The following is a 20,929-nucleotide window of genomic DNA, read 5'->3' as shown; positions in this document are numbered from 1 at the left end:
AGGCACTGATGTCGGACATACCGCCCGGGGCCTGCGGTCCCGGCCGCCGGGCCGGCGCGGGGACCGCCGGGAAATGGTTCGCCAGTCTTTTCCGCGAGGTGAGATCCTGGGGAGCGTATGTCCAGTCAGCCTGCCTCCGCCCCGTCCGACGGCGCCGCCCCCACGCTGCCCTCCCTGCTGAAGCGACTTCCCGAGCTGATGCTGCGCGACCAGCAGCGGCTGGGGCGCCGCCTCGACGGCGCGCGCCGGATCCGCAAGCCCGAGGCCCGGGCGGCGGTGCTCGCCGAGATCGCCGGCGATCTCGACGCGGCGGAGCTGCGCGTGGCGCAGCGGCGCGCCGCGGTGCCGGAGGTGAGGTATCCGGAGGAGCTCCCGGTCAGCCAGAAGAAGGACGACATCCTGGCGGCCATCCGCGACCACCAGGTGGTGATCGTCGCGGGCGAGACCGGCTCCGGCAAGACCACCCAGATCCCCAAGATCTGCCTGGAGCTGGGGCGCGGCGTCCGCGGGCTGATCGGGCACACCCAGCCGCGGCGGATCGCGGCCCGCACGGTCGCCGAGCGGGTGGCCGAGGAGCTGAAGAGCCCGCTGGGCGAGGCGGTCGGCTGGAAGGTCCGCTTCACCGACCAGGTCGGCGACGACACCCTCGTCAAGCTGATGACGGACGGCATCCTGCTCGCCGAGATCCAGACGGACCGCGAGCTGCGCCAGTACGACACGCTCATCATCGACGAGGCACACGAGCGCAGCCTCAACATCGACTTCATCCTGGGCTATCTCGCCCAGCTGCTGCCCAGGCGCCCGGACCTCAAGGTGGTCATCACCTCCGCGACGATCGACCCGGAGCGGTTCGCCCGGCACTTCGGGGACTTCGCCGCCGTCGACGGGCGGCCGGAGAGCGGGGACGGGGGCCAGGACGGCGACGGCGGGCGGCCGAGCGCGCCGATCGTCGAGGTCTCCGGCCGGACGTATCCGGTGGAGGTGCGCTACCGCCCCCTCCTGGAGGAGGGCGGCCAGGACAGCGACCGCGACCAGATCACCGCGATCTGCGACGCGGTGGACGAGCTGCGGGCCGAGGGCCCCGGCGACATCCTCGTCTTCCTCTCCGGTGAACGGGAGATCCGCGACACCGCGGACGCGCTCAACAAGAAGAACCTCCCCGCCACCGAGGTCCTGCCGCTGTACGCCCGGCTGTCGCACGCCGAGCAGCACCGGGTCTTCCAACGCCATACGGGCCGGCGGATCGTGCTGGCCACCAACGTCGCCGAGACCTCGCTGACCGTCCCCGGCATCAAGTACGTCATCGACCCGGGCATGGCCCGGATCTCCCGCTACAGCTTCCGCACGAAGGTGCAGCGGCTGCCCATCGAGCCGGTGTCGCAGGCCAGCGCCAACCAGCGCAAGGGCCGCTGCGGCCGGACCAGCGACGGCATCTGCATCCGGCTGTATTCGGAGGAGGACTTCCTCTCCCGCCCGGAGTTCACCGACGCGGAGATCCTGCGCACCAACCTCGCCTCCGTCATCCTGCAGATGACCGCGGCCGGCCTCGGCGACATCGAGAAGTTCCCGTTCATCGACCCGCCGGACCGCCGCAACATCAAGGACGGCGTCGACCTGCTGCGCGAGCTGGGCGCGCTGGACACCACGCAGAAGGACGTCCGCAAGCGGCTGACCCCGCTGGGCCGCAAGCTCTCCCAGCTGCCGGTCGACCCGCGGCTGGCCCGGATGGTGCTGGAGGCGGACCGCAACGGCTGCGTCCGCGAGGTCATGGTGATCGCCGCGGCGCTGTCCATCCAGGACCCGCGGGAGCGCCCGTCGGACAAGCAGCAGCAGGCCGACCAGCAGCACGCCCGCTTCAAGGACGAGACGTCGGACTTCCTGGCGTTCCTCAACCTCTGGCAGTACGTGCGCGAACAGCAGAAGGCGCTGTCCTCGTCCGCGTTCCGCCGGATGTGCCGTACGGAGTTCCTGAACTATCTGCGGATACGCGAGTGGCAGGACATCTACTCCCAGCTGCGCACGGTCGCCAAGGGCATGGGCGTCCACCTGAACGACACCGACGCCGCGCCCGAGCACATCCACACGTCATTGCTCTCCGGTTTGCTTTCGCACATTGGACTCAAGGACACCGAGGCCAAGAACGAGTACCTCGGCGCCCGCAGCGCGAAGTTCGCGGTCTTCCCCGGCTCCGCGCTCTTCAAGAAGCCGCCGCGCTGGGTGATGTCGGCGGAGCTGGTCGAGACCTCCCGGCTGTGGGCGCGGGTGAACGCCCGGATAGAGCCCGAGTGGATCGAGCCGCTGGCCCAGCACCTGGTGAAGCGGACCTACAGCGAACCGCACTGGGAACAGAAGATGGCCGCGGTGATGGCGCACGAGCGGGTGACGCTCTACGGCGTCCCGATCGTCGCCCAGCGCAAGGTCAACTACGGCCGGATCGACCCCGAGGTCTCCCGCGACCTGTTCATCCGCAACGCCCTGGTGGAGGGCGACTGGCGCACCCACCACCAGTTCTTCCATGACAACCGCAAACTCCTCGGCGAGGTCGAGGAGTTGGAGCACCGCGCCCGGCGCCGCGACATCCTCGTCGACGACGAGACGCTCTTCGACTTCTACGACCAGCGGATCCCGGCGCACGTGGTCTCCGGGGCGCACTTCGACTCCTGGTGGAAGCAGAAGCGCCGGGACGAGCCGGACCTGCTCACCTTCGAGCACTCGATGCTGATCAACGAGTCCGCCGAGGCCGTCACCAAGGACGACTACCCGGACTCCTGGCGGCAGGGGAAGCTGAAGTTCAAGGTCACCTACCAGTTCGAGCCGGGCGCGGACGCGGACGGCGTGACCGTCCACATCCCGCTGCAGGTCCTCAACCAGGTCTCGTCCGAGGGCTTCGACTGGCAGATCCCGGGCCTGCGCGAGCAGTTGGTGACCGAGCTGATCCGCTCGCTGCCCAAGCCGATCCGCCGCAACTACGTCCCGGCGCCGAACTTCGCCGCCCGCTTCCTGGACACCACCGTGCCCCTCCAGGGCGCGCTGGCGGCCTCGCTGGCCGCCGGCCTGCAGCGGATGGTGGGCGTGCCGGTGGAGGCCGCGGACTTCGACCTCGCCAAGGTCCCCGACCACCTGAAGATCACCTTCCGGGTGGTCGACGAGCGTCGCCGCAAGCTCGCCGAGGCCAAGGACCTGGAGGCGCTCCGGCTCCAGCTCAAGCCGAAGACCCGGGCCGCCCTCTCCCGGGCCTTCGAACAGGCCGAGCAGCGGCCCGGCAAGGACCGCAGGAGCGGCGGGGGCGGCGGGGACGAGACCGCGCCGGCCGGCCCGGAGCAGCGCACCGGCCTGACGTCCTGGACGGTCGGCACGCTGCCGCGCACCTTCGAGACCCGGCGCGGCGGCCAGCCGGTGAAGGCGTACCCGGCGCTGGTCGACGAGGGCAGCACCGTCGCGGTGCGGCTGTTCGACACCGAGGCCGAGCAGCAGGCCGCCATGTGGGCCGGCACCCGCCGGCTGATCCTGCTCAACGTCCCCGCCAACCCCGCCAAGTTCGCCCAGGACAAGCTGAGCAACCAGCAGAAGCTGGCGCTCTCCCGCAATCCGCACGGCTCCATCGCGGCGCTCTTCGAGGACTGCGTGACGGCCGCCGCGGACCGGCTGATCGCGGCCCGGGGCGGCCCGGTGTGGGACGAGGAGTCCTTCCGCAAGCTGTTCGACGCGGTGCGGGCCGACCTGGTCGACGCGACGCTGAAGACCATCCAGCAGGTGCAGGAGGTGCTGGCCGCCTGGCAGGCGTGCGAGCGCCGGCTGAAGGCGACGGCCTTCCCCTCGCTGCTGCCGTCGCTGGCGGACGTCAAGGAGCAGCTGGCGGAGCTGATCAGGCCCGGCTTCGTCACCGCGCACGGCACCCGGCGGCTGCCGGACCTGATGCGCTATCTCGTGGCCGCAGACCGCCGCCTGACACAGCTGCCCACCAACGCCGAACGGGACCGCAGCCGGATGGCGAAGATCAAGGAGATGCAGGACGAATACGCCTGGCTGCTGGAGCAGTTCCCCCAGGGGCAGCCGGTGCCGGCCGCGGCCCGGGAGGTCCGCTGGATGATCGAGGAGCTCCGGGTGAGCTACTTCGCGCACGCCCTGGGAACGGCGTATCCGGTCTCCGACAAACGGATCATGAAGGCGGTGGACGCCGCGGCGCCGTAGGACGGCCCGAGCGCGGGAGCGGTGACCGGGACCGGGTTCGACCGCACCCCCTGACCTGCTGTACAGTCTTGCTTCGCAGCCCGCCGCAAGCGGAAAGCACATCGCAAGGTCCTGTGGAGCAGTTTGGAGTGCTCGCCACCCTGTCAAGGTGGAGGCCGCGGGTTCAAATCCCGTCAGGACCGCCTCTCACGGCCCGCACCGTTCTCCGGTGCGGGCCGTTCTGTTCTCCGGCCCGCACCCGGCCCTCGTCCGGTGCGGGCCGTCGCGCTGTCCGGGACGGACGGGGCACGCGTACGGGTGCCGGCGGGCCCGGCACCCGGGCCGGGCTCCGGGTGACCCGAAGGCGGGGGCGGAAGCGGGCGGCCGTCTTGACGGCGGCACCTGCCGCCGGTACTCAACTCACCAGAGGACGTGGGGCCGGGAGGTGGCGTGCGATGACGACCGCGGTACGGCACGAGACGAGGGCGCTGCTGCGCGCCCACCTGTCGGCGGCCCTGCGCTACGGCTACCGCCACCGCACCCGGCAGTGCCCCGTCTGCCACCAACTGCTGCGGCTCGCCATGGAGCCGCCCGGCGCCCGTTCCGGGCCCGCCGCACCCCCGGCCGCCCCGGCCCCCTCCCAGGCCGCCTCCGAGCCGCCGACGGAGGACGAAAGTCCCGCCGGCCGGTGACCAACGACGCCTGCGCCACCGCCCGCGCGGTGGGAGGCTGTTGAGAGCAGGACGACGGGAAGGTGCTATACCCCAGCACCGTGCGCCGTTCAAGAAGTCCGCGCTGTGACGGGAGTCACCGAACATGTTTCACGGGATGGGGAACTCACCGCTCCCCCGCACCCCGTCAATTTAATATGTGCAATTGCACCACCCTCCCAGCTCCCCGAACAAAACCGCCAGGTCTGGTCTGACGGGCCCCCTCAAAGCCCCTGAAGGGGCCCTGGCGCGCCTCCCGGGGGCAGCAGGCGCCGGGGCGGCCCGAGCGCCGCGAGCGGCCCGGGAGCGGCCGCACACAAAAAAGAGATCGCGCCGGACCCGGCGGAGTCCAGCGCGATCGACGACGTACCCGGTGGAGCGGATGTGGGGCCTGTTGGGGCAGGCACCGCGTCGTATGAGCTCTGTTGGAGCGTGGTGAAGCAGGTGGAGCTGTGGCGCAAAAACGGGCGTTTCCGGGTTGGGGGGCCCGAAAACAGCCTGGTTATGCGGTTATTCAGGACTCGCTGCGCTGCTGCGGAATACCCGCGAGCAGTGCGCGGACCTCAGCCTCGCGGTAACGCCGGTGCCCTCCGAGCGTGCGGATGGACGTGAGCTTGCCTGCCTTGGCCCAGCGGGTCACCGTCTTCGGGTCCACGCGGAACATCGTGGCGACCTCGGCGGGGGTAAGCAGCGGCTCGGCGTCAGGGGTGCGAGCGGTCATGAGCGGCCTCCTCGGGAGAACCGAACCATCACGGTTCTTTCCTCTAAATTCTGCACCTTGACCCACGTTGCCCGAAATGGCAGACGCGGGCCGAGTCGGTTATAGGACGAACGGCTTGTCCTCGGCACTACAACTACACCATCTGTCCAGCCACGTCGGCCAAACCGATGGAATTGCCCTCTCAGGTGTTCAACCTTGGCGGATGCCGATGGACCGTGCCATAGCGGACAGTCACACCCCCGTGACGATCAGTCACAACGTGCCCAGCCGCCACGAGACCCCTCAAGGAGCGCAATACCGATCTATCCGCCCTTAGTTGGACGGAAGGAGCCCAAGTCAGGCTCCTTGTCCTATTTTGGCACGAGGGTGCACCTTGGGAGCAAGACCCGAAGTCAGTGCTTTAGGTCACGCTTGGGGCAATAGCCCGGATCGGGACCTACGTCCCGTACGTCCCGACAGCGGACGTCCTCGCCGGCAACTCCGCCCCCGGCCCCCGGCGTTCAGCTGGAGAACTGGCGCTCGCGCACTCCGCGCCACCGCCGGGAGAGCTTCTCGTACGCGGCACCGGCCCGCTCGCCGTCCCCCTCGCGCAGCGCCGCCAGCCCTTCCGCCACCTCCGCGACGGAACGGTCCCCGGCGAGCTGCCCCTCGGGCACCGCGTGCACCAGCCCTCCGTAGTCCAGCTCCACGAGCGAACGCGGGTGGAACTCCTCGAGCCAGCGCCCCACATCTACCAGGCCGTCGATCAGCGGCCCCTCTTCCAGGGCATCCCGAAGCGTACGCAGTCCGCGCGCGACCCTGCGACGCGCCTGCGCCATCGGCGTGCGGTAACGCAACAGAGCCGCCGGGTCACCCTTCGCGTACTCCCGCTCGGCGTCGTCGAAGAGGACGAACCAGCGCACCGGGACGTGCCAGGTGGCCGCGCGGATCCAGGGCCGGGCGTCGGGGTTGCGCGCGCGCCAGCGCTCGTAGTCGGTGGCCGCCTGGCGGCGCACCACCGGGGGCAGCGCGGCGTCCAGCACCGGCGCCGGCAGCAGCTCCTCCAGGTCCTGCAGCGCCTGCCAGCCGCGCAGCCGGGTCCGCCACGGGCAGACACAGGTCACGTCGTCCACGACGGCGACGAAGGCGTCACCGCTCTCGTGGACCGGCACCGGCACCGGCGGGGTCGGCAGCAGGTCGGCCAGCGCCCGGCGCTGCTCGTCCACGGCCGTGGGGGTGTCCTCGCGGGTGGCGTAGCGTGCCCAGTAGGAGCGCTCCGGCTCGGGGAACGCCGCCAGTGGCTCGTACACCCGCAGATACGCCACGTACGGGACCCGCACCGACGACGCCAAGGCCACGCCCGCTCCTCCAAAGGAAAGTCCACCGCCCGGAGTTGCCTGCCCCCGCCCGGTCCGGTTACGGCAGATCGTGCCACGCCCGTCCCCCGGGAGGGGGTGATCCTCCCGACCTGACCGATCAACCCGCCCTCCAGGTCTTACGCTCGTCCCAACCGGCCCTCCCCACCCACAGGAGGGCGTCCTCCGCGACTATGGGAGTCACCACCGTGACCGACGTACGTCCTGCCCCTGCAGACGCTTCCGGCGGCGTGCTGCAGACCCTGTTCCGCACGGAGCAGGGCGGCCACGAGCAAGTCGTGCTCTGCCAGGACCGGGCCAGCGGCCTCAAGGCCGTGATCGCCCTCCACAGCACCGCCCTGGGCCCGGCCCTGGGCGGTACGCGCTTCCACCCCTACGCCTCCGAGGACGAGGCCGTGCTGGACGCCCTGAACCTCTCGCGCGGCATGTCGTACAAGAACGCCCTGGCCGGGCTGGACCACGGCGGCGGCAAGGCGGTGATCATCGGCGACCCCGAGCTGATCAAGACCGAGGAACTGCTGCTCGCCTACGGCCGGTTCGTGGCCTCCCTCGGCGGCCGCTACGTCACCGCCTGCGATGTCGGCACCTACGTCGCCGACATGGACGTGATCGCCCGGACGAACCGCTGGACCACCGGCCGCTCGCCCGAGAACGGCGGCGCCGGCGACTCCTCCGTCCTGACCGCCTACGGCGTCTTCCAGGGCATGCGGGCCTCCGCCCAGCACCTGTGGGGCGACCCCACGCTGCGCGGCCGCCGGGTCGGCATCGCAGGCGTCGGCAAGGTGGGCCACCACCTGGTCGAGCACCTGCTCAAGGACGGCGCCGAGGTCGTGATCACCGACGTCCGCGCCGAGTCGGTGGAGCGGATCCTCGCCCGGCACCCCCAGGTGACCGCCGTCGCCGACACCGACGCGCTGATCCGCACCGAGGGTCTGGACGTCTACGCGCCGTGCGCGCTGGGCGGCGCGCTGAACGACGCCTCGGTGCCGGCGCTGACCGCGAAGGTGGTGTGCGGCGCGGCCAACAACCAGCTCGCGCACCCCGGGGTGGAGAAGGACCTGTCGGACCGCGGCATCCTCTACGCCCCCGACTACGTCGTGAACGCCGGCGGCGTGATCCAGGTCGCCGACGAGCTGCACGGCTTCGACTTCGACCGGTGCAAGGCCAAGGCGGCGAAGATCTTCGACACCACGCTGTCGATATTCGCTCGTGCGAAGGCCGACGGCATCCCGCCGGCCGCCGCGGCCGACCGGATCGCGGAGGCGCGCATGGCGGAGGCGCGCCGCGCCTGAGCAGCACGCCCGGCGGGTGTGGCCGGAAACACACCCTTGCGCGGCCCCTGGCGGGTGGTTGGCGAGACATCCCTCACCACCCGTCGGCGGGTCGCCGTACAGGACAGGTTAAAATCGCAGTTGACCAGCGTGGACGGGGCGCCGTGCCGGTCATGCCGAGCGGTGGGTGATGCGGGCGACGTACCGTATGGCCGCGGAAGCAGGTACCGTTAAAGCCCTAGGGGCCGGTCTCTCTTTTGAGAGCCCGCTCCGAATCATGAACGCGTGTCAAGACTCTGGGGCCGACGAGCCCCGTCACTGAGGGGGTCGACCCATGGGGCGCGGCCGGGCCAAGGCCAAGCAGACAAAGGTCGCCCGCCAGCTGAAGTACAGCAGCGGTGGGACGGATCTCTCGCGACTGGCCGACGAGCTTGCATCGCAGTCGAACCAGCAACCTCCGAACCGAGAGCCGTTCGAGGATGACGAGGACGACGACCCGTACGCGCAGTACGCAGAACGCTACAACAGCGAGGACGACGAGGACGAGGGCCACTCCTCGCACCAGCGTCGTCGCGCCTGACACTCTGCGCGCTCGCGGGGCTCACAACACCATCACGGACCCGGTCCAGGGAATTCCCCGGGCCGGGTTCTCTGCTGCGCGCGGGACCACCGGGCCGGTGATCCCGCGCGGCGGCGGTGTCAGCTCGCGTAGGCACCGGTGAGGGTCACTGCCTCGGCGTGAGCGCCCCGCTCGACGATCTCCCCGCTGACCCAGGCGTCCACGCCGCGGTCGGCGAGGGAGGTCAGGGCGACATCCACCGACTCCTGCGGGACGACGGCGATCATGCCGACACCCATGTTCAGGGTCTTCTCCAGCTCCAGGAGCTCCACCGAGCCGGCGCTGCCGACCAGGTCGAAGATCGCGCCCGGCGCCCAGGTGGCGCGGTCGACGGTGGCGTGCAGGCCGTCCGGGATCACCCGGGCCAGGTTGTTGGCCAGGCCGCCGCCGGTGATGTGCGAGAAGGCGTGCACGTCGCAGGTGCGGGTGAGGGCCAGGCAGTCCAGCGAGTAGATCTTGGTGGGCTCCAGCAGCTCCTCGCCGAGGGTGCGGCCGAGCTCCGGGACCTCCTGGTCCAGGGAGAGGCCGGCCCGGTCGAAGAGGACGTGACGGACGAGGGAGTACCCGTTCGAGTGAAGTCCGGAGGACGCCATCGCGATCACCGCGTCGCCCGTACGGATACGATCCGCGCCCAGGACCCGGTCGGCCTCGACCACGCCGGTGCCGGCGCCGGCGACGTCGAACTCGTCCGCGCCCAGCAGGCCCGGGTGCTCGGCGGTCTCCCCGCCGACCAGCGCGCAGCCGGCCAGCACACAGCCCTCGGCGATGCCCTTGACGATCGCGGCGACCCGCTCCGGGTGGACCTTGCCGACGCAGATGTAGTCGGTCATGAACAGCGGCTCGGCGCCGCAGACGACCAGGTCGTCGACGACCATGGCGACCAGGTCGTGGCCGATGGTGTCGTAGACGCCCATCCTGCGGGCGATGTCGACCTTGGTGCCGACGCCGTCGGTGGCCGAGGCCAGCAGGGGACGCTCGTAGCGCTTGAGCGCGGAGGCGTCGAAGAGACCGGCGAAGCCGCCGAGCCCGCCGACGACCTCGGGACGGGTGGCCTTGGCCACCCACTTCTTCATGAGATCCACGGCACGGTCGCCGGCCTCGATGTCGACACCCGCGCTCGCGTAGCTGGCACCGGTTGATTCAGCGGACATGGCTGAGAACTTTCGTTTGGGTGGGTACGAGCTCTACGGGCGACGCAGCGCGTCGGCGCCGCCGATCCCCGCGGTGAGCGTCCGGACGCCGTCCACGTCCGAGGCGGCCGGGGCCTTGGTCTCGGACTCCAGGAGGTGCTTGCCGAGCAGCTCCGGGTCCGGCAGCTCCATCGGGTACTCGCCGTCGAAGCAGGCGCGGCAGAGGTTCGGCTTGGCGATCGTGGTCGCCTCGATCATGCCGTCGATGGAGATGTACGCCAGCGAGTCGGCGCCCAGCGACTTGCCGATCTCCTCGACGCTCAGCCCGTTGGCGATCAGCTCCGCGCGGGTGGCGAAGTCGATGCCGAAGAAGCACGGCCACTTGATCGGCGGGGAGGAGATCCGGATGTGGACCTCGGCGGCGCCGGCCTCGCGCAGCATCCGGACCAGGGCGCGCTGGGTGTTGCCGCGGACGATCGAGTCGTCGACGACCACCAGGCGCTTGCCGCGGATGACTTCCTTGAGCGGGTTGAGCTTGAGGCGGATGCCGAGCTGGCGGATGGTCTGCGAGGGCTGGATGAAGGTCCGGCCGACGTAGGAGTTCTTGACCAGGCCGGAGCCGTAGGGGATGCCGCTGGCCTCGGCGTAGCCGACGGCCGCCGGGGTGCCGGATTCCGGGGTCGCTATCACCAGGTCCGCGTCGGCGGGCGCCTCGGCGGCCAGCTTGCGGCCCATCTCCACCCGGGAGAGGTAGACGTTGCGGCCGGCGATGTCGGTGTCCGGGCGGGCGAGGTAGACGTACTCGAAGACGCAGCCCTTGGGGCGGGCCTCGGCGAAGCGCGAGCTGCGCAGGCCGTTCTCGTCGACGGCGATCAGCTCGCCGGGCTCGATCTCCCGGATGAAGCTGGCGCCGACGATGTCCAGGGCGGCGGACTCGGAGGCGACCACCCAGCCGCGCTCCAGCCGGCCGAGGACCAGCGGGCGGATGCCCTGCGGATCGCGGGCGGCGTAGAGGGTGTGCTCGTCCATGAAGCACAGCGAGAAGGCGCCCCGGACCTTCGGGAGGACGCGCGGTGCGGCCTCCTCGACGGTCAGCGGCTTGCCGTCCTCGTCGACCTGGCCGGCCAGCAGGGCCGTGACGAGGTCGGTGTCGTTGGTGGCCGCGACCTGGGTGGCCCGGCCGCCCTCGCGGGGCAGCGCGGCGACCATCTCGGCCAGCTCGGCGGTGTTGACCAGATTGCCGTTGTGGCCGAGCGCGATCGAACCGTGCGCGGTGGCACGGAACGTCGGCTGGGCGTTCTCCCACACCGAGGCACCGGTGGTGGAGTAGCGGGCATGGCCCACGGCGATGTGGCCCTGGAGGGAACTGAGGGAGGTCTCGTCGAAGACCTGGGAGACCAGGCCCATGTCCTTGAAGACGAGGATCTGGGAGCCGTTGCTCACCGCGATGCCCGCGGACTCCTGTCCACGGTGCTGCAGCGCGTACAGCCCGAAGTAGGTGAGTTTGGCGACCTCTTCTCCCGGGGCCCAGACACCGAAGACGCCGCAGGCGTCCTGGGGGCCCTTCTCACCGGGGAGCAGGTCGTGGTTGAGTCGTCCGTCACCACGTGGCACGTCCCAGAGTCTAGGCCAGGTCGCGCATTCATCCGAACCGGGGACGGCCGGGAAGCTGGAGGAGTGCATGAACGGGATGTCCCGCTCGCTTGACGTGGCCACGTCCTTCCGGCGACGTTTTTCGGCCATGCGGGCCCCACAGCCCTTGGGGCGCCTGGCGCGCCACCGGGTGCGACGCCGCGCGGCGCTCCTCGTGCGGCGCCGCCGCGTCGGCCTCGGCGGGGCGGCCGGCCCGCCCTGTCGCCGTGTGTGAGATGCGCGACGTCGTGCCGTTCGCGGGGCGCCGGCGGGCACTGACTGCGACCACACCGGCCCGACGGGTGGCCGCTCCGCGCCCGCTCAGCTCATGACGGGCAGCAGGGCGCCGAGGTCGGCCCGCTCGCCACTGGCGACGGCAGTGGCCGCGGCCACCGCCTCGGCCCAGTCCGTGCGGCCGGTGGCCAGCCGTATCCACGTCAGCGGGTCGGTCTCGACGACGTTGGGCGGGGTGCCGCGGGTGTGCCGGGGGCCCTCGACGCACTGCACCACGGCGAACGGCGGCACCCGGACCTCGACCGAGCCGCCGGGCGCCTTGGCGGCCAGCGCGTCGGCCAGCAGCCGGGTGGCGGTGGCCAGGGCGTGCCGGTCGAAGGGGATCTCCCGGCCGAGGGCGGCGGCCAGATCGTCGGTGTGCACGACGAGTTCGACGCAGCGGGTGACCAGATAGTCGGCGAGCAGCATCGCGCCGGGGCGGCACGGGACGACCCGGTCGTCCGGCTCGGGCGCCACCGCCTCCTCGTACTCCCCGGCGGTGCGCTCCAGCAGCTCCGCCGGGTCCTGCCCGGCCGCCAGCCGGTGGACGAACTCGTCTGTCCCGGCGGCGTACCGCGCGGTCGCCGACGGCCAGTCCAGCAGGGTGACCTCCGCCGCGGCCGGGGCCGGCTGCCGCAGCGCGCGGGTCACACTGCCGACGGCCATGGACAGATGCGCGGCCAGCTCCCGCACCGTCCAGTCGCCGAGCCGGGTGGGCAGCGCGAGCTGCTCCGGCGTCAACTCCCGCACGGCCCGGCGGACATGGGCGTACTGGACCGTCACGGCGGCGCGGGTCTTGGCCGGGTCGTACCGGCGGGCGCGCGGTGCGCGCGTGGCAGGTGACATACGGCAAGCCTAGGCGGCACCACTGACAGCCGGCCCGGCATTCCGGGGAGGGTCAGGGGTGCCGCCCGGGTGTCCCGGCCGCGGACGGCCGGGCGCGGGCCGGCGGCCGTCAGCCGCTGCTGAGGCGGCGGCCTCCCCAGGCGTACGCCCCGACGACCAGGGCCAGGCCCCACGCCGTGCCGGCGAAGTAGGACAGTCCCTCCACATACGTGTCCTCGTAGGCCAGGTGGAGCTGCACCGCGAAGGCGAAGAGCGCGGTGCCCAGCGCGGTGAGCGCTATGGCAGCGGGCCAGAGAGCGCGGTTGTCGTACACGTGGTTCCTCCCCAGGAGTCGGCCGGGCGTCAGCGCCCGGCGGCAATCAACATCACCAGCAGCGGCACGACCCGCTCGACCGGCACTTCGTAGCGGCCGCGGGCGGCCGTCTGGAGCCAGCCGGCAGTGGTCAACTGCCGGAGGTGGTGGTAGATCTGGCCGGACGTGCCCATGCCGTCGAGCGCGGTGAGTTCCGCGGCGGTGCAGCGACCGCCGAGGATCTCGCGCAGCAGCCGCAGCCGCACGGGCTGACCGAGCGCCGCGAAGGACTCCGCGGCCGCCGCCCAGTCACCGTCCATGACGGTGTCGGTGGGCAGGCCGTACTGCCATTCGTAGCGCAGCCCGGCCGGCGTGCGTACGGCGCCGGTGAACATCACGCCCCCGTTGACCGCGCCCAGGCCGGCGAACTGCTCCTTCAGTCCGTTCAGGGCCCACAGCGCGTCGCCGGGGTCCCGCACGGGCGGGGCAGCGGGCGTCGGCCCGGCGAGCCGGGCGCCGCCCTCTCCGAGGGCCGCCTCCAGCCCGGCCAGGCGGCGCTCCAGCTCGGCCACCCGCTGCTCCAGATCCACCCCAGCAGATTACGTAATTACGTAATTGCGAGCAAGGGGGGAGGGTCATCGCGAGGGCGCCCGTCGGTCGCGCGGTGCCGGAAACGGCGGAACGGCCCGCCAGGCACTCCTGGCGGGCCGTTCCGGCACGGTGGGGCGAGTGGGGCGCGCGGCCCGGCCCCGTCAGCGCGCGCTGGTACTCCTAGGCGATCAGCCCCGGGACGGTGGCCTCGTGGGCCTCCCGCAGCTCGGCCAGCGGGAGCGTGAACTGCCCCTGGACCGCGAGCTCTTCGCCGTCGACGACACCGATCCGGGTGGCCGGCAGCCCCCGCGCACCGCACATGTCGGTGAAGCGGAGCTCCTCGCTGCGCGGCACCGCGACGATCGCCCGGCCCGCCGACTCCGAGAAGAGGAAGACGAACGGGTCCAGCCCGTCCGGGACGACCAGGCGGGCGCCCTTGCCGCCGTGCAGGCACGACTCGACCACGGCCTGGACCAGGCCGCCGTCGGAGAGGTCGTGCGCGGCGTCGATCATGCCGTCGCGGGAGGCCGAGATCAGGATCTCCGCCAGCAGCCGCTCGCGCTCCAGGTCGACCCTGGGCGGCAGTCCGCCCAGGTGGTCGTGGACCACCTGCGACCAGGCCGAACCGCCCAGCTCCTCCCGGGTGTCGCCGAGGAGGTAGAGCAGCTGCCCCTCCTCCGCGAAGCCGACCGGGGTGCGGCGGGTGACGTCGTCGATGACGCCGAGCACCGCGACCACCGGGGTCGGGTGGATTGCCGCCTCCCCGGTCTGGTTGTAGAGCGAGACATTGCCGCCGGTGACCGGCGTGCCCAGCACCTGGCAGCCGTCGGCGAGACCGCGGGTGGCCTCGGCGAACTGCCACATCACCGCCGGGTCCTCGGGCGAGCCGAAGTTCAGGCAGTCGGAGACGGCCAGCGGCCGGGCGCCGGTGGCGGCCACGTTGCGGTACGCCTCGGCCAGCGCCAGCTGCGCGCCCGCGTACGGGTCGAGCTTGGCGTACCGGCCGTTGCCGTCGGTGGCGACCGCGACGCCGAGGTTGGTCTCCTCGTCGATCCGGACCATGCCGGAGTCCTCGGGCTGCGCCAGCACGGTGTTGCCCTGGACGAAGCGGTCGTACTGGTCGGTGATCCACGCCTTGGACGCCTGGTTGGGCGAGCCGACCAACCGGAGTACCTGGGCGCGGAGTTCCTCGGCGTCCGCCGGGCGGGGCAGCCTGGCCGCGTCGTCGGCCTGGAGGGCGTCCTGCCACTCCGGGCGGGCGTACGGGCGGTGGTAGGTCGGGCCCTCGTGGGCGACCGAGCGCGGCGGGACGTCGACGATCTGCTCGCCGTGCCAGAAGATCTCCAGCCGCGAGCCGTCCGTCACCTCACCGATGACGGTGGCGATGACGTCCCACTTCTCGCAGATCTCCAGGAAGCGGCCGACCTTGTCCGGCTCGACGATCGCGCACATCCGTTCCTGCGACTCGCTCATGAGGATCTCCTCGGGCGAGAGCGAGGAGTCGCGCAGCGGAACGGTGTCCAGCTCGACCCGCATACCGCCGGAGCCGGCGCTGGCCAGCTCGCTGGTGGCGCAGGACAGCCCGGCGCCGCCGAGGTCCTGGATGCCGGCGACCAGCTTCTCCCGGAAGATCTCCAGGGTGCACTCGATGAGCAGCTTCTCCTGGAACGGGTCGCCGACCTGGACGGCGGGGCGCTTGGCCGGTCCCGTGGAGTCGAACGTCTCGGAGGCCAGCACGGAGACGCCGCCGATGCCGTCGCCGCCGGTCCGGGCGCCGTAGAGGATGACCTTGTTGCCGGCGCCGGACGCCTTCGCCAGGTGGATGTCCTCGTGCTTCATCACGCCCACACACAGGGCGTTGACCAGCGGGTTGCCCTGGTAGCAGGGGTCGAAGACGACCTCGCCGCCGATGTTGGGCAGGCCCAGGCAGTTGCCGTAGCCGCCGATGCCCGCGACCACGCCCGGGAGCACGCGCTTGGTGTCGGGGTGGTCGGCGGCGCCGAACCGCAGCGGGTCCATCACGGCGACCGGGCGGGCACCCATGGCCAGGATGTCGCGGACGATGCCGCCGACGCCGGTGGCCGCGCCCTGGTAGGGCTCGATGTACGAGGGGTGGTTGTGCGACTCCACCTTGAAGGTGACCGCGTAGCCCTGGCCGACGTCCACGACACCGGCGTTCTCGCCGATGCCGACGAGGAGGGCGTCGTTCTCAGGGGCCTTCTCGCCAAACTGCTTCAGGTGGACCTTGCTCGACTTGTACGAGCAGTGCTCCGACCACATGACGGAGTACATGGCGAGTTCCGCCCCGGTGGGCCGCCGGCCGAGGATCTCCCGGATCCGGGCGTACTCGTCCTCCTTCAGGCCGAGTTCGGCCCAGGGCTGGTCGGCGTCGGGCGTCTCGGTGGCGTGCTTGACGGTGTCGAGGCTCATGCGTTGACCAGCTTCTTCAGGATCGAGGTGAAGAATCCGAGCCCGTCGGTGCGGCCGGTGCCGATCAGCGGCTCGACGGCGTGCTCGGGGTGCGGCATCAGGCCGACGACGTTGCCCGCCTCATTGGTGATGCCGGCGATGTCGCGGAGCGAGCCGTTGGGGTTTCCGTAGCCGTCGGCGGCCGGGCCGCCGGTGACGTAGCGGAACGCCACCCGGCCCTCGGCCTCCAGCATGTCCAGCGTGCGTTCGTCGGCGACATAGCGGCCGTCGATGTTCTTCAGCGGAATGCTGATCTCCTGGCCCGGCGCGTAGTCGGTGGTCCAGGCCGTGGCGGTGTTCTCCACCCGCAGCTTCTGGTCGCGGCAGACGAAATGCAGGTGGTTGTTGCGCAGCATCGCGCCGGGCAGCAGGTGGGTCTCAGTGAGGACCTGGAAGCCGTTGCAGATGCCCAGGACCGGCATCCCGGCCCGGGCCTGTTCGATCACGGTCTCCATCACCGGCGAGAACCGGGAGATCGCCCCGGCCCGCAGGTAGTCCCCGTACGAGAAGCCGCCGGGCAGGACCACGGCGTCGACCTGGTGGAGGTCCTTGTCGCGGTGCCACAGCGGCACCGCCTCGGCCCCGGCCGCCCGGACCGCACGCTGGGTGTCGCGGTCGTCGAGCGTGCCGGGGAAAGTGACGACTCCGACCCGAGCTGTCATGACTCGGCCCGCACGGCTTCGTCGACCCGGACGGTGAAGTCCTCGATGACGGTGTTGGCGAGGAAGGTCTCGGCCATCTCGTGGATACGGGCGAGGGCGGCCTCGTCGACCGGGCCCTCCACCTCAAGTTCGAAACGCTTGCCCTGACGGACGTCGGCGATCCCCTCGAATCCCAGGCGTGGCAGTGCGCGCTGCACCGCCTGCCCCTGCGGGTCGAGGATCTCCGGCTTGAGCATGACGTCGACTACGACGCGTGCCACTGGCACTCCCGGTGGTGTGGTGCGTAAGGCGGTGACCTCACAGTACCGTGTTCGAAAATCTACGCGCATAGATATGCGGCGGCCCCGATCACGGGCCGGTATCGGCGGGAGTACCCGCCAGGGAAAATCTCCGAAAAGAACGGGGGGCCGGATTGCGGCAGGACACGCTGACGAAATTAAATGGGCTTCACAATGCAATGCCCATCGCTGTACAAATGAAAAAGCATTGATCCCAATCAGCCGGATCCGGAGCATCACTCCATGTCAACAAGGGGTAGCTCCACGAAAGGACCGATATCCGTGGCGCAGCGCGTAGTAGTGACGCTCTCCGATGACATCGACGGAGGAGAAGCCGCAGAGACGGTCATCTTCGGTTTGGACGGGAAGTCGTACGAGATCGACCTCAATCCCGCCAATGCGAAGAAACTGCGCGGCGCCCTCGCTCCGTTCGTGGAGGCCGGCCGCAAGCGGGCGAAGTCCGGCAAGGCTTACCACCGGACCGCGGTGACCCCCGACCCGGCGGCGGTGCGCGCCTGGGCCCGCTCGCACCAGATGGACGTCCCGCCGCGCGGCCGGATCCCCAAGAAGGTCTACGAAGCCTTCAACGCGGCCAACCACTAACCGACTTGCCGGCATCCCCGGGCCCGCACACCGCCGACTTGCACAGCACCCCCACTGATCAGCTAGAGTCTGGAGCACGCCGAGGGGCGAGGCCGAAAGGCCGAACCCCGAGGAGTCACGCGGGTGTAGCTCAGTAGTAGAGCGCCCCCTTTCCAAGGGGGAGGCGCAGTGTGCAATCCCTGTCACCCGCTCTGACAGTTCAGCCGGTCCAAAGGATCAGGTAGAGTAGCTGTCGCGCCACTGGGTGAAAGCCGAGTGGATGCCTGCGGACGTAGCTCAGTTGGTAGAGCGCAACCTTGCCAAGGTTGAGGTCGCGAGTTCGAGCCTCGTCGTCCGCTCAGAGAAAAGGCCCCGATCTTCGTGATCGGGGCCTTTGTCGTTTTCCCGGCCGAAATGGCGGGCCGTTCGCTCCGGGATCTTGCGGGCGGTCCGGTCCGGCCGGTCCGGGGATCTCGGGTGGTTGCCGTACGGGGTGGTGCGGCGCGCCTTTTCGCGGGAAATAGCGGCCGTGGCGGACGGGCGGGTCCGCGGTGGGGCGGCACGCGGACGGGCGGGCGGCGGCCGGGGCCGCCGGGGTGTGGCGATGGACACAGGGGCGGGGCCGGGCGGCGGGTGCGGGCCGGGCCGCGGGCCGGTGGTGCGGCCGGCGGAGCGGGGGTGCCGGGCGGCGGCGAACGCCGCGGCTCCGGAGGTGAGTTGCGCCGGGGAAGACGGTGGTCCGGCCGGCGGCGGGCGGGGCAGGCCGGAGCACCGGGCGGGCGCGGGTGCGGGGTGCGGCGGCGGGGGCCGGTGTGCGAAGGCGTGCAACGGCGGCCGGGAAGTTGGCTATAGTGGGGCTCGCACCGCGCGGTGGCGACCGGAAACGGAAGCCCGGCACGGAGCATGCGGACGTAGCTCAGTTGGTAGAGCGCAACCTTGCCAAGGTTGAGGTCGCGAGTTCGAGCCTCGTCGTCCGCTCAGAGAAAAGGCCCCGGTCAGTGCGACCGGGGCCTTCTTCGTGGGCCGGGGCGGGCGTCAGGCCCAGGGGTGGCCGGTGAGGCGCTCGTACGCCTCCAGGTACTTGGCGCGGGTGCGGTCGACGATCTCCTGCGGGAGCGGCGGCGGGGGCAGCTCGCCGGTGCGGTCCCAGTCCGCGGCGGGCGAGGTCAGCCAGTCGCGGACGAACTGCTTGTCGAAGGACGGCTGGGGGCGGCCCGGCTGCCACTGGTCGGCGGGCCAGAAGCGCGAGGAGTCGGGGGTGAGGACCTCGTCGGCCAGAGTGAGCCGCTCCTCGCGGAAGCCGAACTCGAACTTGGTGTCGGCGAGGATCAGGCCGCGCTCGCGGGCGATGTCGAGGGCCCGGCCGTAGATCGCGAGGGTCAGCTGGCGGAGCTCGGCGGCGGTCTCGGCGCCGACCTGGCGGGCGACCTCCTCGTAGGAGACGTTCTCGTCGTGGTCGCCGACGGCGGCCTTGGTGGCCGGGGTGAAGATCGGCGCGGGGAGCTCGGAGCCGTCGGTCAGGCCCTCGGGGAGCGCCAGCCCGCAGACCGTGCGGGACCGGCGGTACTCGGCGAGCCCGGAGCCGGTGAGGTAGCCGCGGGCGACGCACTCCACCGGGACCATCGCCAGCGAGTGGCACACCAGGGTGCGGCCGGCCCAGTCGGCGGGGGCGCCCTCGGGGACCTCGGTGGACAGGACGTGGTGCGGGACCAGGTCCGCGAGCTGGTCGAACCACCACAGGGAGAGCCGGGTCAGCACCCGGCCCTTGTCCGGGATCTCGGTGGGGAGGACCCAGTCGTAGGCGGAGATGCGGTCGCTGGCGACCATGACGAGGTCGCCGTCGGCGTTCTGGTAGAGGTCGCGCACCTTGCCGGTGTGCAGGTGGGTGAGTCCCGGGACCTGCACGGGCTCGGGCTTTTCTACGAATCCGGACACGCTGCCTCCGCGTAGGTTGATCCAGGAGTCCTGGTGATTCTCCCGTATGCGGGGTGGCGGCTCCGCCGCAGGGTCGGGGTCGGCGGGGCGGCGGCCCCGTTTGCGGCCCGTTTCAGGAGAGCGAAGCGGAGTGCCGGGCTCCGGGGCGGAGCAGCGCGGCGAGGGTGAGCAGGGCCAGGACGGCGACGCCGGTGAGGATCGCCGGCGGGGCGAACGCGCCGCTGAGCACGGTGACCCCGTAGGGCGTGAGGAAGCCCAGGTAGCAGACGGCCCAGAAGCGCGCGGTGAGGCGGGCGAGGTGGTGCGGCGGCGCCAGCGCGGCGACCTCGGTGAGGCCGTAGGCGACGCAGAGGCCGTAGCCGGCGCCGAGCAGGGCGGCGGCGAGCAGGGCGGCCGCCGGCTGGGCGTGGGCCGCGGCCAGGGCACCGAGGAGCAGCCCGGCGGCGGTGACGAGCAGGCCGGCCACGGCGGTGGCGAGGCGGTGCCGGGCGGTCAGCCGGCGGGCGAGCGGGGCGACCAGGAGGCCGGCGCCGGGCGTGACGGCGGTGACGATCCCCGCGTAGACGGTCTGCCAGCCGTGCAGGCGGGCGTCGACGAGGCCGGGGAGGACCGCGAAGGCAAGGGCGGGGCCGGCGAAGACCCAGGGGGCGACCGGGACGACGAGGCGGCGGAAGGGGATGCGGTGGGCGGGGGCGGCGGGTTCGGTGGCCGCCGTGCGCGGGGCCCGGGCCGGGGCGGTCTCGGGGGCGCGGGCGGCGCTCAGCGCGGCGGCCGCGGACAGGGCGAGGTGCGGGACGTAGGCCAGCACCATCGGGTGCGGGGCCCACTGGGCTATGAGGGAGGCGGCCAGGCCGCCGGTGGCGAAGCCCGCGGAGAGGAAGAGGCCGGAGCGGCGGGCGGCGGCACCAGGGGTGGGGGCGGTGCCGTACGGCGGGGTGGAGAGCTCCTTGATCCAGACGCTGCCGGCGGTGAGCAGGGTGCCCGCGCCGACGCCGGTGAGGAAGCGGCCGGGCCACAGCAGCGCGGGGGCGGCCGGGCCGGTCATCAGCAGGCAGGTCGCCAGGGCCGAGACGCCCAGGCCGGCCAGGGCGACCCGGCGGCGGCCGAGGCGGTCGGCGAGCGGGCCGCCCAGGAGGAGGGCCGGGATCAGGCCGAGGACGTAGACGGCGAAGAGGGCGGTGGTGGTGGCGGCGGTCAGACCGAGGTGGGCGCGGTAGGCGCCGAGGAGGGAGGAGTACTGGTTGGCGCTCCACCCGGAGGCGGTCATCAGCCAGCCGGCGCGGAGCCAGTGGCGGGGGGCCGGGGCCGCGGTGGCGGCCGGGGTGCCGGCCTGGACCGTCGGGGTGTGTGTCAGGGGCATGGGGGAGGTTGTACGACGCGGGCGGGCGGGCGC

The 20,929-nt window shown here is 71.7% G+C and carries 17 protein-coding genes and 4 tRNA genes; 9 read left to right on the top strand and 12 right to left on the bottom strand.

What is annotated here, in order from left to right; all coding sequences use genetic code 11:
* The first annotated feature begins 117 nt into the window (after positions 1-117).
* The 3 genes from hrpA to ACRAS8_RS19150 all read left to right on the top strand — a co-directional run bounded on the left by hrpA (position 118) and on the right by ACRAS8_RS19150 (position 4,862).
* Entirely contained in the window at positions 118-4,191 is a 4,074-nt protein-coding gene (gene hrpA, locus ACRAS8_RS19160; protein WP_438487258.1) for an ATP-dependent RNA helicase HrpA, read from the top strand.
* A 107-nt stretch (positions 4,192-4,298) separates the two neighbouring features.
* A tRNA-Asp gene (locus ACRAS8_RS19155) sits at positions 4,299-4,373 on the top strand.
* 252 nt (positions 4,374-4,625) lie between these two features.
* On the top strand, positions 4,626-4,862 hold the full coding sequence (locus ACRAS8_RS19150) for a DUF6274 family protein (RefSeq protein ID WP_438487257.1): 237 nt from the start codon (positions 4,626-4,628) through the stop codon (positions 4,860-4,862).
* A 532-nt stretch (positions 4,863-5,394) separates the two neighbouring features.
* Here the strand turns inward: ACRAS8_RS19150 and bldC are convergent.
* Both bldC and ACRAS8_RS19140 read right to left on the bottom strand, forming a co-directional pair.
* Positions 5,395-5,601 (bottom strand): developmental transcriptional regulator BldC, encoded by a 207-nt coding sequence (gene bldC, locus ACRAS8_RS19145; RefSeq protein ID WP_003980577.1) that lies wholly within the window; start codon positions 5,599-5,601, stop codon positions 5,395-5,397.
* Positions 5,602-6,101: 500 nt separating this feature from the next.
* A complete protein-coding gene (locus tag ACRAS8_RS19140) occupies positions 6,102-6,938 on the bottom strand; it encodes a hypothetical protein (RefSeq protein ID WP_438487256.1) in 837 nt (278 codons plus the stop codon).
* 191 nt (positions 6,939-7,129) lie between these two features.
* Here ACRAS8_RS19140 and ACRAS8_RS19135 point away from each other — a divergent pair, with 191 nt between their 5' ends.
* Positions 7,130-8,248, top strand: a complete 1,119-nt coding sequence (locus tag ACRAS8_RS19135) for a Leu/Phe/Val dehydrogenase (RefSeq protein WP_438487255.1) — start codon at positions 7,130-7,132, stop codon at positions 8,246-8,248.
* Positions 8,249-8,561: 313 nt separating this feature from the next.
* Positions 8,562-8,807: a DUF3073 domain-containing protein gene (locus ACRAS8_RS19130; RefSeq protein WP_039635030.1), complete on the top strand. Its 246-nt coding sequence runs from the start codon at positions 8,562-8,564 to the stop codon at positions 8,805-8,807.
* Positions 8,808-8,926: 119 nt separating this feature from the next.
* Here the strand turns inward: ACRAS8_RS19130 and purM are convergent, their stop codons facing one another.
* The 8 genes from purM to purS all read right to left on the bottom strand — a co-directional run bounded on the left by purM (position 8,927) and on the right by purS (position 17,001).
* Positions 8,927-9,997 carry a phosphoribosylformylglycinamidine cyclo-ligase gene (gene purM, locus ACRAS8_RS19125; RefSeq protein ID WP_438487254.1) on the bottom strand — a complete coding sequence of 357 codons (1,071 nt, stop codon included), beginning with the start codon at positions 9,995-9,997 and terminating at the stop codon, positions 8,927-8,929.
* Between the two features lie 33 nt (positions 9,998-10,030).
* Positions 10,031-11,590 carry an amidophosphoribosyltransferase gene (gene purF, locus ACRAS8_RS19120; protein ID WP_018539419.1) on the bottom strand — a complete coding sequence of 520 codons (1,560 nt, stop codon included), beginning with the start codon at positions 11,588-11,590 and terminating at the stop codon, positions 10,031-10,033.
* A 339-nt stretch (positions 11,591-11,929) separates the two neighbouring features.
* Positions 11,930-12,727 (bottom strand): sterol carrier family protein, encoded by a 798-nt coding sequence (locus tag ACRAS8_RS19115; protein WP_438487253.1) that lies wholly within the window; start codon positions 12,725-12,727, stop codon positions 11,930-11,932.
* A gap of 109 nt (positions 12,728-12,836) precedes the next feature.
* Positions 12,837-13,040: a hypothetical protein gene (locus tag ACRAS8_RS19110; protein WP_438487252.1), complete on the bottom strand. Its 204-nt coding sequence runs from the start codon at positions 13,038-13,040 to the stop codon at positions 12,837-12,839.
* A gap of 29 nt (positions 13,041-13,069) precedes the next feature.
* Positions 13,070-13,609 carry an ArsR/SmtB family transcription factor gene (locus tag ACRAS8_RS19105; RefSeq protein WP_438487251.1) on the bottom strand — a complete coding sequence of 180 codons (540 nt, stop codon included), beginning with the start codon at positions 13,607-13,609 and terminating at the stop codon, positions 13,070-13,072.
* 181 nt (positions 13,610-13,790) lie between these two features.
* Complete coding sequence (gene purL, locus ACRAS8_RS19100) at positions 13,791-16,040, bottom strand: phosphoribosylformylglycinamidine synthase subunit PurL (RefSeq protein ID WP_438487250.1); 2,250 nt, start codon at positions 16,038-16,040, stop codon at positions 13,791-13,793.
* Entirely contained in the window at positions 16,037-16,741 is a 705-nt protein-coding gene (purQ, locus tag ACRAS8_RS19095; protein ID WP_438487249.1) for a phosphoribosylformylglycinamidine synthase subunit PurQ, read from the bottom strand. Before purQ ends, purL begins: the two co-directional genes overlap by 4 nt.
* Positions 16,738-17,001, bottom strand: coding sequence for a phosphoribosylformylglycinamidine synthase subunit PurS (gene purS, locus ACRAS8_RS19090; RefSeq protein ID WP_018539413.1), 264 nt, complete (start codon positions 16,999-17,001; stop codon positions 16,738-16,740). The genes purQ and purS overlap by 4 nt, the downstream gene beginning before the upstream one ends.
* Positions 17,002-17,301: 300 nt before the next feature.
* On the opposite strand from purS, the gene ACRAS8_RS19085 reads away from it, so the two are divergent.
* The 4 genes from ACRAS8_RS19085 (at position 17,302) to ACRAS8_RS19070 (ending at position 18,579) form a co-directional block, all read left to right on the top strand.
* On the top strand, positions 17,302-17,622 hold the full coding sequence (locus tag ACRAS8_RS19085) for a histone-like nucleoid-structuring protein Lsr2 (RefSeq protein ID WP_066928651.1): 321 nt from the start codon (positions 17,302-17,304) through the stop codon (positions 17,620-17,622).
* A 119-nt stretch (positions 17,623-17,741) separates the two neighbouring features.
* A tRNA-Gly gene (locus ACRAS8_RS19080) sits at positions 17,742-17,813 on the top strand.
* A gap of 74 nt (positions 17,814-17,887) precedes the next feature.
* Positions 17,888-17,960, top strand: a tRNA-Gly gene (locus tag ACRAS8_RS19075).
* 546 nt (positions 17,961-18,506) lie between these two features.
* Positions 18,507-18,579, top strand: a tRNA-Gly gene (locus ACRAS8_RS19070).
* A gap of 57 nt (positions 18,580-18,636) precedes the next feature.
* Here ACRAS8_RS19070 and ACRAS8_RS19065 read toward each other — a convergent pair.
* A complete protein-coding gene (locus ACRAS8_RS19065) occupies positions 18,637-19,536 on the bottom strand; it encodes a phosphoribosylaminoimidazolesuccinocarboxamide synthase (RefSeq protein ID WP_438487248.1) in 900 nt (299 codons plus the stop codon).
* A 112-nt stretch (positions 19,537-19,648) separates the two neighbouring features.
* Positions 19,649-20,896 (bottom strand): MFS transporter, encoded by a 1,248-nt coding sequence (locus ACRAS8_RS19060; RefSeq protein ID WP_438487247.1) that lies wholly within the window; start codon positions 20,894-20,896, stop codon positions 19,649-19,651.
* Positions 20,897-20,929 lie beyond the last annotated feature (33 nt).

Origin of the sequence: Streptomyces sp. S186 (genome assembly GCF_051603415.1) — a bacterium.
In the GTDB taxonomy this organism is placed as follows: Bacteria; Actinomycetota; Actinomycetes; order Streptomycetales; family Streptomycetaceae; genus Streptomyces.
Note: the sequence above shows the minus strand (reverse complement) of the source record. Positions and strands in the feature narration are given on the sequence as shown.